The sequence below is a fragment of the Ornithinimicrobium cavernae genome, from assembly GCF_003121625.1.
In the GTDB taxonomy this organism is placed as follows: domain Bacteria; phylum Actinomycetota; class Actinomycetes; order Actinomycetales; family Dermatophilaceae; genus Ornithinicoccus; species Ornithinicoccus cavernae.
In genome coordinates, this window is record NZ_QDDJ01000010.1 from 38461 (window position 1) to 53535 (window position 15075).

The 15075-nt window shown below is 71.6% G+C and carries 14 protein-coding genes and 1 tRNA gene; 4 read left to right on the forward strand and 11 right to left on the reverse strand.

All coding sequences use genetic code 11. The features are described from left to right. Window positions 1-183 precede the first annotated feature (183 nt). Genes DA085_RS12565 through glmU form a run of 3 tightly spaced genes read right to left on the reverse strand, consistent with a single transcriptional unit; the run spans window position 184 to window position 3260 of the window. A complete protein-coding gene (locus DA085_RS12565) occupies window positions 184-723 on the reverse strand; it encodes a DUF1697 domain-containing protein (protein WP_109473332.1) in 540 nt (179 codons plus the stop codon). 21 nt (window positions 724-744) lie between these two features. Further along, window positions 745-1728: a ribose-phosphate diphosphokinase gene (locus tag DA085_RS12570; protein WP_109473333.1), complete on the reverse strand. Its 984-nt coding sequence runs from the start codon at window positions 1726-1728 to the stop codon at window positions 745-747. Further along, window positions 1725-3260 (reverse strand): bifunctional UDP-N-acetylglucosamine diphosphorylase/glucosamine-1-phosphate N-acetyltransferase GlmU, encoded by a 1536-nt coding sequence (glmU, locus tag DA085_RS12575; protein WP_109473334.1) that lies wholly within the window; start codon window positions 3258-3260, stop codon window positions 1725-1727. The genes DA085_RS12570 and glmU overlap by 4 nt, the downstream gene beginning before the upstream one ends. 221 nt (window positions 3261-3481) lie before the next feature. Between glmU and DA085_RS12580 the strand changes: the two genes are divergently transcribed. Both DA085_RS12580 and DA085_RS12585 read left to right on the forward strand, forming a co-directional pair. Further along, window positions 3482-4003 (forward strand): CarD family transcriptional regulator, encoded by a 522-nt coding sequence (locus DA085_RS12580; protein ID WP_109473335.1) that lies wholly within the window; start codon window positions 3482-3484, stop codon window positions 4001-4003. Between the two features lie 112 nt (window positions 4004-4115). Next, on the forward strand, window positions 4116-4898 hold the full coding sequence (locus DA085_RS12585) for a 2-keto-4-pentenoate hydratase (RefSeq protein WP_109473336.1): 783 nt from the start codon (window positions 4116-4118) through the stop codon (window positions 4896-4898). Between the two features lie 33 nt (window positions 4899-4931). Here DA085_RS12585 and DA085_RS12590 read toward each other — a convergent pair. Further along, a tRNA-Gln gene (locus DA085_RS12590) sits at window positions 4932-5010 on the reverse strand. A 140-nt stretch (window positions 5011-5150) separates the two neighbouring features. Here DA085_RS12590 and DA085_RS12595 point away from each other — a divergent pair. Continuing rightward, complete coding sequence (locus tag DA085_RS12595; RefSeq protein WP_202619230.1) at window positions 5151-5762, forward strand: TetR/AcrR family transcriptional regulator; 612 nt, start codon at window positions 5151-5153, stop codon at window positions 5760-5762. A 176-nt stretch (window positions 5763-5938) separates the two neighbouring features. Here the strand turns inward: DA085_RS12595 and DA085_RS12600 are convergent, their stop codons facing one another. The 5 genes from DA085_RS12600 to rsmA form a co-directional block, all read right to left on the reverse strand. Further along, complete coding sequence (locus DA085_RS12600) at window positions 5939-6451, reverse strand: MarR family winged helix-turn-helix transcriptional regulator (RefSeq protein ID WP_109473338.1); 513 nt, start codon at window positions 6449-6451, stop codon at window positions 5939-5941. Between the two features lie 34 nt (window positions 6452-6485). Further along, window positions 6486-7412 (reverse strand): DMT family transporter, encoded by a 927-nt coding sequence (locus tag DA085_RS12605; RefSeq protein WP_109473339.1) that lies wholly within the window; start codon window positions 7410-7412, stop codon window positions 6486-6488. A 94-nt stretch (window positions 7413-7506) separates the two neighbouring features. Further along, window positions 7507-9357 (reverse strand): ABC-F family ATP-binding cassette domain-containing protein, encoded by a 1851-nt coding sequence (locus DA085_RS12610; protein WP_109473340.1) that lies wholly within the window; start codon window positions 9355-9357, stop codon window positions 7507-7509. 4 nt (window positions 9358-9361) lie between these two features. Continuing rightward, entirely contained in the window at window positions 9362-10324 is a 963-nt protein-coding gene (locus tag DA085_RS12615; protein ID WP_109473341.1) for a 4-(cytidine 5'-diphospho)-2-C-methyl-D-erythritol kinase, read from the reverse strand. A 9-nt stretch (window positions 10325-10333) separates the two neighbouring features. Next, window positions 10334-11200 (reverse strand): 16S rRNA (adenine(1518)-N(6)/adenine(1519)-N(6))-dimethyltransferase RsmA, encoded by an 867-nt coding sequence (gene rsmA, locus DA085_RS12620; protein WP_109473342.1) that lies wholly within the window; start codon window positions 11198-11200, stop codon window positions 10334-10336. A gap of 310 nt (window positions 11201-11510) precedes the next feature. Here rsmA and DA085_RS12625 point away from each other — a divergent pair, with 310 nt between their 5' ends. Beyond that, window positions 11511-12140, forward strand: a complete 630-nt coding sequence (locus tag DA085_RS12625; RefSeq protein WP_202619216.1) for a superoxide dismutase — start codon at window positions 11511-11513, stop codon at window positions 12138-12140. Window positions 12141-12387: 247 nt separating this feature from the next. On the opposite strand, the gene DA085_RS12630 is transcribed toward DA085_RS12625, so the two are convergent. Both DA085_RS12630 and metG read right to left on the reverse strand, forming a co-directional pair. Further along, window positions 12388-13233, reverse strand: coding sequence for a TatD family hydrolase (locus tag DA085_RS12630; protein WP_109473344.1), 846 nt, complete (start codon window positions 13231-13233; stop codon window positions 12388-12390). Next, window positions 13230-15056, reverse strand: a complete 1827-nt coding sequence (gene metG, locus DA085_RS12635) for a methionine--tRNA ligase (RefSeq protein ID WP_109473345.1) — start codon at window positions 15054-15056, stop codon at window positions 13230-13232. The genes DA085_RS12630 and metG overlap by 4 nt, the downstream gene beginning before the upstream one ends. Window positions 15057-15075: the final 19 nt, after the last annotated feature.

Consider the following 15075-nt stretch of genomic DNA (forward strand, 5'->3'; position numbering starts at 1 on the left):
TCGGGTGGGGCCTCGACGCGGGGCGCCGCACGACGCGGCAGGAGGGCCGGATCATCGGCTCAACCGCGTCGATTCACGGACGCGGCCACTTCTTCGTGCAGCATCCCTCGCCGAGGCAACAGTCGGTCAGTCTAGGTCAGCAGTATCGCCGGAACCAACTCGGGTCGTCCACCGCATTGTCGTTCAGCCCCAGCGGCGCACGATCTCGGTGAGGACCCCGGCGGTCCGGGCGGTCGACAGCCCGAGCCTCCTGCTCAGGCTGCTCCCCAGCGGGTCGACGTCGCCCGGGACGGCGCGCGTCCACATCATCATGACGCTGCGACCGTGCACGACCAGCCGTGTGCCGGGCGTGGACCTGCCCTCCACCTCGGCGGCCAGGTCGGCCGCCGGCTCCTCGCGCAGCAGGCTGACGTAGTGCCGCTCCAGGTGACCGGCCTGCCCGGCCAGCCGAGCGGCATACTCGGTCAGTTCGGTGAGCTCCGGGAAGCCGAAGACGATGGTCGGCACCTCAAACCCCCGGTCCCGGGCGAACGCCTCCTCCAGCGCGTCCCCGACGCGGGCCAGCGAGCGCATCCGGGAGGTGACCAGGAGGTTGCCGGTGTTGAGGTAGGTCTGCACGCCGGTGAAGCCGGCCCCCTCCGCCGCGGCCCGGACTGCGTCCTTGGGGAAGGTGCGCCGGGACCCGAGGTTGATCGCCCGGAGGAAGGCGACGTGGGTGGGCATCGTGGTGGCCGGGGCCGGACCTCAGGCGTGGCCGTCGAACATGCTCGTGACCGAGCCGTCCTCGAAGACCGCCCGGATCGCCTGGCTGATCAGCGGCGCGATCGACAGCTCGGTGATCTTGTCCAGGGCACGGGCCTCGGCCGAGATCGGCAGGGTGTTGGTGACGATCACCTCGCGGGCGACCGAGTTGGACAACCGCTCCACGGCCGGGCCGCTGAAGATGGGGTGGGTCGCGGCGATCACGACGCTGTGCGCCCCGTCCTGCATGAGGGCGTCGGCCGCCTGGCAGATCGTGCCGCCGGAGTCGATCATGTCGTCGACGAGGATGCAGGTGCGGCCGGCGACCTCACCGACGACCCGGTTGGCCACGCTCTGGTTGGGGCGGGTGATGTCGCGGGTCTTGTGGATGAAGGCCAGCGGGGCACCGCCCAGGCGCTGGCTCCACTGCTCGGCGACCTTGATCCGGCCGGCGTCCGGCGACACGATCGCCAGGTCCTCCTTGCCGTAGTTCTTCTTCACGTAGGAGGACAGGATCGGCAGGGCCATCAGGTGGTCGACCGGGCCGTCGAAGAAGCCCTGGATCTGGGAGGTGTGCAGGTCGACCGCCATCAGCCGGTCGGCACCGGCCGTCTTGAACAGGTCGGCCATCAGGCGGGCCGAGATCGGCTCCCGCCCCCGGTGCTTCTTGTCCTGCCGGGCGTAGCCGTAGAACGGCAGCACCACGGTGATCCGCTTGGCCGAGGCGCGCTTGAGCGCGTCGACCATGATCAGGTGCTCCATGATCCACTCGTTGACCGGCGCCGTGTGGCTCTGGATGACGAAGGCGTCACAGCCGCGGACGGACTCGTCGAACCGGACGTAGATCTCGCTGTTGGCGAAGGAGTAGGCGTCCGTGGGCACCAGGTCGGTGCCCAGGGTCGTGGTCACCTCCTCCGCCAGACCGGGGTGGGCCCGGCCGGTGAAGATCATCAGGTTCTTCTGCGTGGTGCGCTGGATGCCGGTCACGCCTGGCCTCCTTCGGCTCCGGAGCCGGTATGCCGTGAGCCGGCTCCGTCGGACCGGGTCGCCCCTGTCCCGTCCCCGGCGGCGCGGGCCGCCTCGGCGGCCTCGGCGGTGCGCGTGCCGGCGCGCTTGCGGGCGACCCAGCCGTCCACGTTGCGCTGCCGGGCCCGGGAGACCGCGATCTGCCCCGGCTCCACGTCGCCGGTCAGCGCGGACCCGGCCCCGGTGTAGGCGCCGTCCGCGACGTTCACCGGCGCGATGAGCACCGTGTTGGACCCGACGAAGGAGTGGCGGCCGATCGTGGTGTGGTGCTTGTCGACACCGTCGTAGTTGGCGAAGATCGTGCCGGCGCCGATGTTGGCGCCCTCCTTGATCGTGGCGTCGCCGGCGTAGGTGAGGTGCGGGACCTTGGCGCCCTCGCCGATGACCGCGTTCTTGGTCTCCACGAAGGCCCCGATCTTGCCGCCGGCGCCCAGCTCGGTCCCGGGGCGCAGATAGCTGAACGGGCCGACGGTGGCCCGCGGCCCGATCACCGCGAGCTCGGCCTGGGTGCGGACCACGCTGGCCCCGTCGCCGACCTCGACGCTGGTGAGGGTCGTGTCCGGCCCGATGACGGCGTCCTCCCCGATGGTGGTGGCTCCGAGGAGCTGGGTGCCCGGCCGGATGACGGTGTCCTGGCCGATCGTGACGTCCGCGTCGATCCAGGTGGTGGCCGGGTCGACGACCGTGACGCCCTTGCGCATCCAGGCGGTGACCGTGCGCTCGTTGAGGATCCGTCCCAGCTGGGCCAGCTGGACGCGGTCGTTGACCCCCTCGGACTGCCAGCGGTCCTCGACGACGTGCGCGCGCACGGCCCGGCCGGCCTCGCGGGCGAGGCCGAGCACGTCGGTGAGGTACTTCTCGCCCTGCGCGTTGGCCGTGCCGACCTGCGCCAGGGAGTCGCGCAGCACCTGGGCGTCGAAGGCATAGATCCCCGAGTTGATCTCGCGGATGTCGAGGGCGGCGCCGTCCTCCGCACCGGCCTCCCGGGCCGCCTGGGCGTCCTTCTGCTCCACGATCCGCAGCACCTGGCCGTCGGCGTCCCGGACGACGCGGCCGTAGCCCGTCGGGTCGTCCAGCACCGAGGTGATGACGGTGACGGCGTTGCCCGAGGCCTCGTGGTCCGCGGTGAGCGCCAGCAGGGTCTCGGTGGTCAGCAGGGGCACGTCCCCGTAGGTGACCAGCACGGTCCCGGTCAGGTCCGGCGGCAGCACCTCCAGACCGCACTCGACAGCGCGTCCCGTGCCCTTGACCTCGTCCTGGTCGGCGATGAGGGCCTCGGGGTCGGTCTCGGCCACGTGCGGTGCCACGAGGTCGCGCCGGTGCCGCACGACGACGGCCAGGTGCTCCGGCCGGGTGCCGCGGGCGGCGTGGATGGCGTGACCGACCAGGGAGCGACCCGCGATGGGGTGCAGGACCTTGGGGGTCCTCGACTTCATCCTGGTGCCCTCGCCCGCGGCGAGGATGATGACGGCGGCCGGGTGGTTCTCGCTCACGCGAAGTCGCTCCCAAGGTCTCGGGGACAGGACACTGGCGGCGGCCCTCGGGGTCACCCAGTCCTGGATGCTACCCGCCCCGCCCCAGTGACGGATCTCACGCCGGGAACACGGTCGCCGGATCTGCGACAATAGGTGGGTCGGTCCGCGACGGAACCACGTCCCCGCCAGCGTGATGCGCGTTCGCACCGGACCCGACGAACCGTGAGAAAGGTCCTCCAGTGCAGTTCACCCCCGGCCAGCTCGTCATCCACCCCCACCACGGTCCGGCGACCGTCCAGGACACGATCACCCGCACCGTCGGCGGTGTGGAGCGCGTCTACGTCACCCTGCGGGTCCAGCGCAGTGACCTGACCGTGTCCCTGCCGGCGGACGCCGCCGAGGAGGTCGGGATCCGCGCCCTGCTGTCCACCGAGCAGCTGCAGGAGGTGCTCGATGTGCTGCAGGCGCCGAGCGAGCCCTTCGAGAAGCAGTGGTCCCGCCGGATGAAGGCCCAGCAGGAGCGGCTGCTCCTCGGCGACCTCACCGTCACGGCGGCGGTCGTCCGCGACCTGGTCCGTCGTGACCTGGAGGGCGGTCTCGCACCGGCCGAGAAGGACCTGCTCAAGAAGGCCCGCAAGCCACTGCTCGGTGAGTTCGTCGAGGCGCTCGGACTGAGTGACGAGCGCGCCGAGGAGCTGCTGGTCGACGCCGTCACCGGCCGGGACGTCCCGCGTCCGGGTGACCTGGCACCCACCGGCTGACGACGAGCCGGGCACGGGCCCGGGACGAAGGGTTGACACGACGGGCTGACCCGGCTGCCTGCCCGCCGGCCGAGGTCTCTCGCTACCCTGCTGGGGACGAGAGGACGGTGCCATGGACACCAGCGCATCCGGTCGGGCGTTCCAGACGCTGTGGGCCGCGCACGAGGGTGGTTTCACGATCCCGGCGATCCCCGAGGACGTGCGCCCGCGCACCCGGGCCGAGGGGTACGCCGTCCAGGCCCACTTCGCCGAGCACACCTCGGCGGTGGTCGGCTGGAAGATCGCGGCCACGTCCGAGGTCGGTCAGCACCACATCAACGTCAGTGGTCCGCTCGCCGGCCGGGTCCTGTCCGAGCGCGTGGTCGCTCCCGGGCAGCCGATCCCCCTGGAGGGCAACTTCATGCACCTGGCCGAGCTCGAGTTCGCCTTCCGGCTGGACGTCGACTTCGCGCCGCGCGCCACGGCATACTCCGAGCAGGAGGTCCTGGACGGCACCGGTGAGCTGCTGCTGGCCTGGGAGATCCCGAGCACACGCTTCGACGAGGTCGAGAGCGCGGGCGAGGCCCAGCTGATCGCCGACAACGCGTGCGGCTTCCACGTCGCGCTGGTCCCCGCGGCCGTGCAGGACTGGAAGGACATCGACCTCGCGGCCCACCAGGTGCGCGCCACCAGCACCTCGGGGACGGAGCTGGACGGGGTCGGTGCCCGCGTGCTCGGCGACCCCCGGACCGCGCTGACCTGGCTGGTCAACGAGCTGTCGGGGATCGGGGAGACCCTGCACGCCGGTCAGTTCGTCACCACCGGGATCTGCACTCCCCCGCTGCCGGTCGCTCCGGGCGACACCATCACCGGCGACTACGGACGGTTGGGCACGCACAGCGTCACGTTCTGCTGAGCGGCGCGGGCACCCACGCACGACATCGTGAGGCTCCCCGGGTAGGAATCGAACCTACGTCGCTAATCCTGATTCAAAGTCAGGCGGCCCCTACCAGCAGAGCAACCGGGGAAGGCCGGTGCGCAGGCACCGGACCCGTCAAGGTTAGGCCAGATCGTCACGGCGCCAGCAGCCGCCACGACGCTACAGGGCACAATGGGGCAAGTGAGCCGCCCAGACCCGAAACTGTCCACCCCCGCCGCCCGCCACCGGATGACGGGGCCCCAGCGACGGGAGCAGCTGGTCTCGATCGGTCGTGCGCTGTTCTCCGAGAAGGGGTTCGAGGGTTCCACGGTCGAGGAGATCGCGGCCAAGGCCGAGGTGTCCAAGCCGGTGATCTACGAGCACTTCGGCGGCAAGGAGGGCCTCTATGCGGTGGTCGTCGACCGGGAGATCCAGGCGCTGCTCACCGCGATCACGACGGCCCTCTCCGAGCCGGGCCACCCGCGTGCCCTGCTCGAGCGAGCGGCCCTCGCCCTCCTGGACTACATCGAGAACTCGACCGACGGGTTCCGGATCCTGGTCCGGGACAGCCCTCCGGGTCAGTCCACGGGCTCCTTCGCGTCGCTAATCAGCGACGTCGCCAGCCAGGTGGAGCACATCCTCGCCGCCGAGTTCAAGCGCCAGAAGCTGGACCCCAAGATGGCACCGCTCTATGCCCAGATGCTCGTCGGCATGGTGGCGACCCCCGGCGGCTGGTGGCTCGACTCCCGCAAGATCAAGAAGGAGGACGTGGCCGCCCACGTCGTCAACCTCGCCTGGAACGGGCTGTCCGGGCTGGAGTCCAAGCCCACGCTGCGGCTGATCACCCCCAGAGGAAGATAGCCCGACGCCCCCTAGGGGCTGGTCACCCGAGGCTCCCCCAGGGGAAGGTCACCCGACGCTCCCCCCGAGGACAGGTCACCCGACGCTCTCCGGGGGCAGATCACCCGACGCTCACACTCCCCGGGCACAATGCCGTTGCGGGAGTGTGGCACGCATGCCAGCCGCCTCCGTCCGCGCTACTCCTGCTCGAACGGGGCCAGCAGCCGGCGCAGCAGCCCGGCGAGATCGTCGCACTCGCGGGGCGACAGCCCGGCCAGCAGGTCACGCTCGTCGTCCACGAGGTCGGCGAGGGCACCGTCGACGGCCTCGCGCCCCAGCGGAGTGAGGGTGATGAGCACCGTGCGCCGGTCGCTCTCGGAGGCCGCACGGGCCACCATGCCGCGCGAGACCAGCCGGTCGATCCGGTTGGTCATCGTGCCGCTGGTCACCAGCGTCTGCCGCACCAGCTCACCGGCCGACAGCTGGTAGGGGTCGCCGGACCGCCGCAGCGCCGAGAGCACATCAAACTCCCAGGCGACCAGGCCCCACTGGTCGAAGGCGTGCCGGCGGGCCAGGTCCAGGTGCCGCGCCAGCCGACTGACCCGCGAGAGGACCTCGAGCGGGGAGACGTCCAGGTCAGGGCGCTCACGCCGCCAGGCAGCGACGATGCCGTCCACCTGGTCCGGGGTCGCGGGCTGCCGGGCGGTCATGACCCCACTGTAGTGACCGTCAAGAATCTCGGCATCAAGAGACCTTGAGGGGATCGCGACGGCCGGTGCGGACGTTCGTCGCGACGACGCCGACGATCACGATGAGGCCCCCGACGAGCTGCGCCGTCGAGTAGGGCTCCCCGACCAGCAGGGTGAACACGGCGACGAACACGGTGATCAGGTTGAGGAACACCCCGGCACTCCCCGCGGGCAGCCCCACCAGGGCGCGGCTCCACAGCACGTAGGCCAGGACCGAGGGGAAGACGGCGATGAAGAGCACCGATCCCACGGCCTCCGCCGTGGCGGGGAGGGTGGGCCCACCGTTGGCGAGGCTGACCGGCGTGAGCACGGCCACAGTGATCGCTGCCTGCACAGCGAGGGCGGTCACCGGCGGCACCCGGAGCAGACCCTGGCCCGCGCGGCCGATGACGGTGTAGGCGGTCCAGCACACGATGGCAGCGAGCATCGCCACCTCACCCGGGCCGAAGCCGGTGCTGAGCACCGCCCCGATGTCACCACGGCTGAGCACCACCACGGCCCCGGCGAGCGCGACCAGCACCCCCGTGAGCACGAGCGGGGTCAGCCGTTCCCGCAGCACGACCGTGGCCACGAGGACGATCAGCGCCGGGTTGGCGGCGTTGATCAGGGCAGCGCTGAGCGCGGAGGTGTGCTGCAGGGCCACGTACACGAGCAGCGGATAACCGAGCAGGCCCGTCAGGCTGAGACTGACCAGCCACCGCCACGCCCCGAGCGTCTCGCGCCAGACCGGTCGCTCGGTCCGCCGGGCCAGCAGCACCAGCAGCGGGAGCGCGATCAGCCAGCGCAGCAGCACCAGGTCGAGCGGGTCGATGCTCTCCACCGCGGCCGCGCCGACGACGTAGTTGCCGGCCCAGAACAGGGTCGCCCCCAACAGGGCCAGGACGGCGACCAGACCGCCCTTGCGGGCGCCGGTTCCTGACATCTGCAGCGCACCCTCCCCTTGTCTCGTTCGACCGTCGGGCGACCGCCGTCGCCACCCTGCAGTGCCCGGTGCACACGGCTCCGGGCCGAGTGGCTCAGTCGACCAGCTCCGCCGCCTCGAGCCACTCCAGCTCGAGGGTCTCGCGCTCGGCATGGATCTCGGCGAGCTCGGCACTGAGCCGCGTCATGGCTCCCGGGTCGGTCGCCTGCGCCACCATGTCCTGGTGCACCCGAGCCTCCCGCTCCCCCAGCCTGGCCAGGGACTTCTCGACCCGCGCGATGGTCTTGCGGGCCTCACGCAGCTCGGCCGGGGTGTGGCCCCGCGGCGGTGTGTCGGGGACGGGCGCCCGCCCGCCGCCGGCAGCGTCTGCTCCGCGTGAGCCCGCACGCGCCGCGGCACCGGTTTGTGCCGCCCCGGCCGCACGCGCGCGACGGAGCTCGAGGTACTGGTCCACCCCGCCGGGCAGGTCGCGCAGCGCACCGTCACCCAGGAGGGCGACCTGACGGTCCGTCATGCGCTCGAGCAGGTAGCGGTCGTGCGAGACCACGATCAGCGTGCCGGCCCAACCGTCCAGCACGTCCTCCATCGAGGTCAGCGTGTCGATGTCCAGGTCGTTGGTCGGCTCGTCGAGCAGCAGCACGTTCGGCTCATCCATCAACAGCCGGAGGAACTGCAGCCGGCGCCGTTCACCACCGGACAGGTCACCGACCCGGGACTGCTGGCGTCCACCGGTGAAACCCAGGCGGGTGGCCAGCTGGCTGGCGGAGATCTCCTTGCCCCCGAGGACCGTGAAGGAGCGGACCTCGGTGATCGCGTCGATGACCTTGCGGCCGGCCACGGCCTCCAGCTCACGCAGGTCCTGGCTCAGGCAGGCCAGCCGCACGGTCTTGCCGGTCCGGAGGGTGCCGGACTCCAGGGGCACCTGCCCCATCAGCGCGCGCAGGAGCGTCGACTTGCCGGCCCCGTTGACCCCGACGATGCCGAACCGGTCACCCGGGCCGATCCGCCAGGTCACGTCGTCCAGCAGCACCCGGTCACCGAGGCGCACCGTCGCGTCCAGCAGGTCGAGCACGTCCTTGCCGAGCCGCGTCGTGGCGAACCGGACGAGCTCGACGGTGTCCCTGGGTGGCGGCTCGTCCGCCACCAGCGCCTCGGCCGCGTCGATCCGGAACCGGGGCTTGCTGGTGCGGGCCGGTGCGCCCCGCTGCAGCCAGGCGAGCTCCTTGCGCAGCAGGTTGGTGCGCCGCTCCTCGGTCACGGCGGCGACCCGGGCGCGCTCGGCACGGGCCAGGACGTAGGCCGCGTAGCCCCCGTCGTAGCTGTGCACGCGACCGTCGCCTACCTCCCAGGTGCGGGTGGCCACGGCGTCCAGGAACCACCGGTCGTGGGTGACGAAGACCAGTCCGCTGCCGGGACGGGGACGGCGCCCCGACAGGTATGCCGCCAGCCAGGCGACCCCTTCGACGTCCAGGTGGTTGGTGGGCTCGTCGAGGACGAGCAGGTCCGGGTCGCGCACCAGCAGCGCGGCCAGCGCCAGACGACGCAGCTCCCCGCCGGACTTGGCGCCCACCTGCGAGTCCAGCCCACCCAGGGCACTGGCCCCGAGGTCGCCCAGGAGGCCCGTCAGGATCTCCCGGACCCGCGGGTCACCGGCCCACTCGTGCTCGGCCAGGTCACCCAGCACAACCTGCCGGACGGTCGCGTCCGGGTCGAGCACGTCGGCCTGCGCCAGCATGCCGGCGGTCACGCCGGCCGGGCGCAGCACCCTGCCGCTGTCGACCTCGCGGGTGCCCATGAGCACCCGGAGCAGGGAGGTCTTGCCGCCGCCGTTGCGGCCCAGGACACCGATCCGCTCGCCGTCCAGCACGCCCAGTGACACGTCGTCCAGCAGCACCTGGGTGCCCGCGATCAGCGTGACACGGTCGGTCGAGATGAGGTTGGCCATCCGCTCAGCCGGTGAAGTTGTGCGGGCCGGTCGGCGCGACGGACTGGATCACCTGGGCGCCGGCGACCGGCCCGGTGGCGCGCCGGATGTCACCGGCGGGGCCACGGGCGGCCAGGCCGACGGACAGGTCGATCGCCTCCGCCTGCGTGCCGACCAGGAAGGCCACGGTCGGCCCGGAACCGGAGACGATCGCCCCCTGGGCACCGAGGGTCGTGCCTGCCTCCAGGACCTCGCGCAGCACGGGGTACAGCGAGCAGGCGGCCTCCTGCAGGTCGTTGCGCAGGGCGGCGCCGACCTCGGCGGTCTGCATCGTGCGCAGCGCCGCGATGAGCTCGCCCGACGGCGCCGGGTCAGCCGCCTCGGTGCCGGCGGCCTCACGCAGGCGGTCGCACTCGGCATACACGTCCGGGGTGGACAGTCCCGACTCGGTGCTCACCCAGAGCACCCAGTGCAGCTCCCCCCGGGCCAGGACCGGAGCGAGCCGCTCCCCGCGCCCGGACCCGATGGCGGTGCCGCCGTGGAGCAGGAAGGGGACGTCGGAGCCCAGGCGCGCGGCGATCGGCTCCAGCTCGTCCCGCGTGAGCTGCAGCTCCCACAGCGACTCGCACGCCACGAGCGCCGCGGCGGCGTCGGCGGACCCGCCCGCCATGCCACCGGCGACGGGGATGTTCTTCTCGATGCTCAGCGTGGCGGCCTCCTCGACGCCGTAGCGCCGCGCCAGCATCTTGGCCGCCTTGAGCGCCAGGTTGCCGGAGCCCGTGGGCACACCGGCGGCGGTCGCACCGCTGACCTGCACGGACCAGGTGTCCGCCGCGGTGACGGTGACGTAGTCGAAGACGCCGACGGTGTGGTAGACCGTGGCGAGCTCGTGGTAGCCGTCCTCACGGAGCGGACCCACGACCAGCTCCAGGTTGATCTTCCCGGGCACACGGACGGTGACGCCCCGGGACTCGACGGCCAGACTCATGCCGACACCCTATGCGTCAGCGTGCCGCGCCGCCGCGATGGCCGCGAACTGCTCGACCGTGAGCCTCTCACCGCGCGCCCCGGGATCCACCCCCGCCCGGCGCAGCACCTCCTCGGCCGCCGCCGGTGAGCCGGCCCACCCGCCGAGAGCGGCACGCAGCGTCTTGCGACGCTGCGCGAAGGCCGCGTCGATGACCGCGAAGACCTCGCGCCGGTCCGCGGTCGTGACCGGTGGGTCCCGTCGGACCATGCGCACCAGCCCCGAGTCGACGTTGGGTGCCGGCCAGAAGACGTTGCGGCCGATCCGCCCCGCCGGTGACACCTCCGCATACCAAGCCGCCTTCACGCTGGGCACGCCGTAGACCCGTCCTCCCGGCGAGGCCGCGAGCCGCTCGGCGACCTCGAGCTGCACCATGACCAGGACCCGCTCGAGCGTCGGCAGTGTCTCCAGCAGGTGCAGGACGACGGGGACCGCCACGTTGTAGGGCAGGTTCGCGACCAACGCGGTCGGCTGCGGGTCGGGCAGAGCCGTGACCGTCAGCGCGTCCTGCTGCAGGACGGTCAGCCGGTCCGCCCGGTCCGGGGCGTGCTCGGCAACGGTGGCCGGCAGCTGCCCCGCGAGCACCGGGTCGATCTCGATCGCGGTGACCCGGTCGACCACGTGCAGCAGGGCGAGGGTCAGGCTGCCGAGGCCCGGGCCGACCTCGACCACGACGTCGTCCGCCCCCACACCCGCCTGGCGGACGATCTTGCGCACCGTGTTGCCGTCGATGACGAAGTTCTGGCCCCACGTCTTGGTGGGCCGCACCCCCAGCCGGCCGGCCAGCTCGCGGATCTCCGCCGCGCCGAGCAGGCGTTCCTCCAGGTGGGGCTCCATGACCGGTCAGCGTACTGGTCGCAGCCCCCAGGACCCTGACCTGTCGGTGGCGCCACGCGAGCGCCCGGCCGCCCGGTGGGAGAGGTGGGTGGCTGCCACACCCCGCCCCTGTTGCTGGCGCACCCCCCACCCCGTTGCTGGCGCACCCCCACCCCTGTTGCTGGCGCACCCCCGACCCCTTGCTGGCGCAGCCCCCACCCCCTGTTGCTGGCGCACCCCCCACCGCGGACCCGTCGGAGCGGTTGCGGCTATGTTGCTTGTAGGACAGGCTCGAAACCTGTGGACATCTACGACTGAGGAGTTGTTTGCTGTGGCTGACTACGCCCTTCCCGATCTTCCCTACGACTACGGTGCCCTCGCCCCGCACATCTCCGGGGAGATCATGGAGCTGCACCACTCCAAGCACCACAACGCCTACGTCAGCGGCGCCAACACCGCCCTGGAGCAGCTGGCCGAGGCCCGCGACAAGGACTCCTTCGGCACCGTCAACATGCTGTCGAAGAACCTGGCGTTCAACCTGGCCGGGCACGTGAACCACTCCGTGTTCTGGCCGAACATGTCCCCCGACGGTGGCGACAAGCCGGTCGGTGAGCTGGCCGCCGCGATCGACGACACCTTCGGCAGCTTCGACGCCTTCCGCGCGCACTTCACCGCCAACGCGCTCGGCATCCAGGGCTCCGGCTGGTCGATCCTGGCCTGGGACACCCTGGGTCAGAAGCTGATCCTGTGCCAGCTCTACGACCACCAGGGCAACCTGTCGGCCGGCCTCGTGCCGCTGCTGATGCTCGACATGTGGGAGCACGCCTTCTACCTGCAGTACCGCAACGTGAAGGCCGACTACGTCACCGCGTGGTGGAACGTCGCCAACTGGGCGGACGTGCAGGCGCGCTTCGAGGCCGCCCGCACCACCACCAACGGCCTGATCGTCCCCAGCGCCTGACGACCTCGCGTCACCTCAGCGGCCCCGGTGCACCTGCACCGGGGCCGTGTGTCGTCCCGAGGGCACGTCCACGCCACAGGACGTCACGTCCACGCCCCAGAACGTCAGGCATCTCCAGGGCTCTGACCCTGGCGATGCCTGACGCTCGCCGCGGTCGGGGCACCTGACGCTCGCTGGGACCCGGGGCGCACGACACTCGCTGGGGCCCGGGGCCACGGCGCGCTAGGTCACCAGGGCGCGGCCGAGGTCACCAGGGGCCGTAGACCTGCTCGGAGTTGGCCGACAGCGCCTCACAGAGGGTGGGCACCGCCACGTTGAGGGTGGCCGCCATGGCGCGCACCGTGAGCGGGATCAGGTAGGGCGCGTTGACCCGGCCGCGGTGCGGGCTGGGTGTCAGGTAGGGCGCGTCGGTCTCCACCAACAGGTGCTCCAGGGGGGTCACCGCGAGCGCGTTGCGCAGGTCACGGGCGTTCTTGAACGTGACGGTGCCGGCGAACGACAGGTAGTACCCCCTTCGCACGCACTCCCTCGCCATCTCCATGTCCCCGGAGAAGCAGTGCAGCACGACCCGTTCGGGCGCCCCCTCCTCGGCCAGGATGCGCAGCACGTCGGCGTGCGCGTCCCGGTCGTGGATCTGCAGGGCCAGTCCGGTGCGCCTGGCGATCTCGAGGTGCCGCCGGAACGACTCCTGCTGGGCCGCGACGCCGTCGGGGCCGGTGCGGTAGTAGTCCAGCCCCGTCTCCCCGATGACGCGCACCCGCGGGTGCCCGGCGAGCGCCTCGATCTCCGTGAGCGCCTCGTCGAGCTCTCCGGCCGCCGCGTGCTTCGGCGCCTCGTTGGGGTGGATCGCGACACCACCGAGGAGGGCGGGGTGCTCATCGAGTATGCCGACGGTCCAGCGGGCGCTCTCGCGGTCGCACCCGATCTGGACCAGTCGGGTGACGCCCACCCGGGCGGCCGCGGCGACCTGGTCGGCGACCGACACCGGGTCGCCGCCGTCCCGGCTGATGTCCAGGTGGCAGTGGTTGTCCGCCACCGGGATCGGCAGCGGCTCTGGGGCGGGCGGGAGCTCCGCGGTGCGCTCGTCCGTCATCCGGCCGGTGCGTCGTCATCGGGTCCCAGCCCGAGCCGACGCCGCTCCTCATCCGCCGTCCCGGGGTCGAGCTTGGTGAAGATCGGCGTCGGCTTCGCGACCGGTGCCCCGACGCGGACGGGCCGGTGCTCCCACCGCGGCGCCGCCGAGTAGTCACCCGTGATGATCGGGTAGTCCGGGCGCGACGGGTCATCCAGGTCCTGCACCTGCTGCACCACCGGCATCGGCTGGAACACCGCCTCCCCGCCCAGCGCACGGTGCACCGCCGTCGAGGAGTGCGGGAGATAGGGCGACAGGATGGTGTTGAGGTCGACCACCGCCTGGGCCAGGACGTGCAGCACGGTCGCGAGGCGCTCGCGCTGGTCCTCGCCCTTGAGCTTGAACGGCTCGGTGGTGGAGACGTAGGCGTTGGCCTCACCGACCAGGCGCATGGCCTCGGCCAGGCCCGCCCGCTGCTTGTGGGTCGCGATGAGCTCACCCACGGTGTCGAACCCGGTGGCGATCTGGTCGAGCAGCGCACGGTCGACCTCCTCGAGCTCACCGGGCGCCGGGACCTCGCCGAAGTTCTTGGCGATCATCGAGGCGGTGCGGTTGACCAGGTTGCCCCAGCCGGCGACGAGCTCGTTGTTGGTCCGCTTGACGAACTCGGGCCAGGAGAAGTCGGAGTCGGCGGTCTCGGGGGCCGCGGCCGAGAGGAAGTAGCGCAGCGCGTCCGGCTGGTAGCGCTCCAGGATGTCCCGCACGTAGATCACGATGTTCCGCGAGGTGGAGAAGGCCCGACCCTCCATGGTCAGGAACTCGCTCGAGACGACCTCGGTCGGCAGGTTCAGCCGACCGAACGGGCCCTCGTCGCCACCGCGCGCGCCCTCACCGTTGTGCGCGAGGAGCTCCGCCGGCCAGATCTGGGCGTGGAAGGTGATGTTGTCCTTGCCCATGAAGTAGTAGGACAGCGCCTCCGGGTCGTTCCACCAGTCGCGCCACCGCTCGGGCTCGCCGAGCCGTCGGGCCCACTCCACCGAGGCCGAGAGGTAGCCGATGACGGCGTCGAACCAGACATAGAGCTTCTTGGTAGGGTTCTCCCGCCAGCCGTCCAGCGGCACGGTGATGCCCCAGTCGATGTCCCTCGTCATCGCCCGGGGACGGATCTCCTCCAGGATGTTGCGGGAGAACCGGATGACGTTGGGGCGCCAGAGCCCGCTCGCCTCGCGGCCTGCCAGCCACTCGCCGAGCGCGCCCGCCAGGGCCGGCAGGTCGAGGAAGAAGTGCTGGGTGTCGGTGAACTGCGGCACCTCGCCGTTGATCTTGCTGCGGGGCTCGATCAGGTCGGCCGGGTCGAGCTGGTTGCCGCAGTTGTCGCACTGGTCTCCCCGGGCCTCCGGGTACTTGCAGATGGGACAGGTGCCCTCGATGTAGCGGTCCGGCAGGGTGCGGCCCGTCGACGGGCTGATCGCGACCTGCTGCGCCTGTTCGACCATGTAGCCGTTGGCGTGGCAGGCCAGGAACATCCGCTGCACGACATCGTGGTGGTTGGCCGCGGTGGTCCGGGTGTACAGGTCGTAGGAGACGCCGAGCCCGGTGAGGTCCTCGGTGATCAGGCGGTGGTTGGCGTCGATGAACTCCTGGGGGCTCATCCCCGCCTTGTCCGCCTGGACGAGGATCGGGGTCCCGTGCTCGTCGGAGCCGGACACCATGAGGACCTCGTGCCCCGCCATCCGCATGTACCTGCTGAAGACGTCGGACGGCACGCCGAACCCGGCGACGTGGCCGATGTGGCGCGGGCCGTTGGCGTAGGGCCAGGCGACGGCAGACAGGACGTGGCTCATGGCTGGCGAGTCTAGTTGC

What these genes read in the sequence shown, in the direction of transcription:
- DA085_RS12565 (WP_109473332.1), bottom strand. Translation starts at nt 723, where the DNA reads ATGCCCACCCACGTCGCCTTCCTCCGGGCGATCAACCTCGGGTCCCGG.
- DA085_RS12585 (WP_109473336.1), top strand. Translation starts at nt 4,116, where the DNA reads ATGGACACCAGCGCATCCGGTCGGGCGTTCCAGACGCTGTGGGCCGCG.
- DA085_RS12595 (WP_202619230.1), top strand. Translation starts at nt 5,151, where the DNA reads ATGACGGGGCCCCAGCGACGGGAGCAGCTGGTCTCGATCGGTCGTGCG.
- DA085_RS12600 (WP_109473338.1), bottom strand. Translation starts at nt 6,451, where the DNA reads ATGACCGCCCGGCAGCCCGCGACCCCGGACCAGGTGGACGGCATCGTC.
- DA085_RS12605 (WP_109473339.1), bottom strand. Translation starts at nt 7,412, where the DNA reads ATGTCAGGAACCGGCGCCCGCAAGGGCGGTCTGGTCGCCGTCCTGGCC.
- DA085_RS12610 (WP_109473340.1), bottom strand. Translation starts at nt 9,357, where the DNA reads ATGGCCAACCTCATCTCGACCGACCGTGTCACGCTGATCGCGGGCACC.
- DA085_RS12615 (WP_109473341.1), bottom strand. Translation starts at nt 10,324, where the DNA reads ATGAGTCTGGCCGTCGAGTCCCGGGGCGTCACCGTCCGTGTGCCCGGG.
- rsmA (WP_109473342.1), bottom strand. Translation starts at nt 11,200, where the DNA reads ATGGAGCCCCACCTGGAGGAACGCCTGCTCGGCGCGGCGGAGATCCGC.
- DA085_RS12630 (WP_109473344.1), bottom strand. Translation starts at nt 13,233, where the DNA reads ATGACGGACGAGCGCACCGCGGAGCTCCCGCCCGCCCCAGAGCCGCTG.
- metG (WP_109473345.1), bottom strand. Translation starts at nt 15,056, where the DNA reads ATGAGCCACGTCCTGTCTGCCGTCGCCTGGCCCTACGCCAACGGCCCG.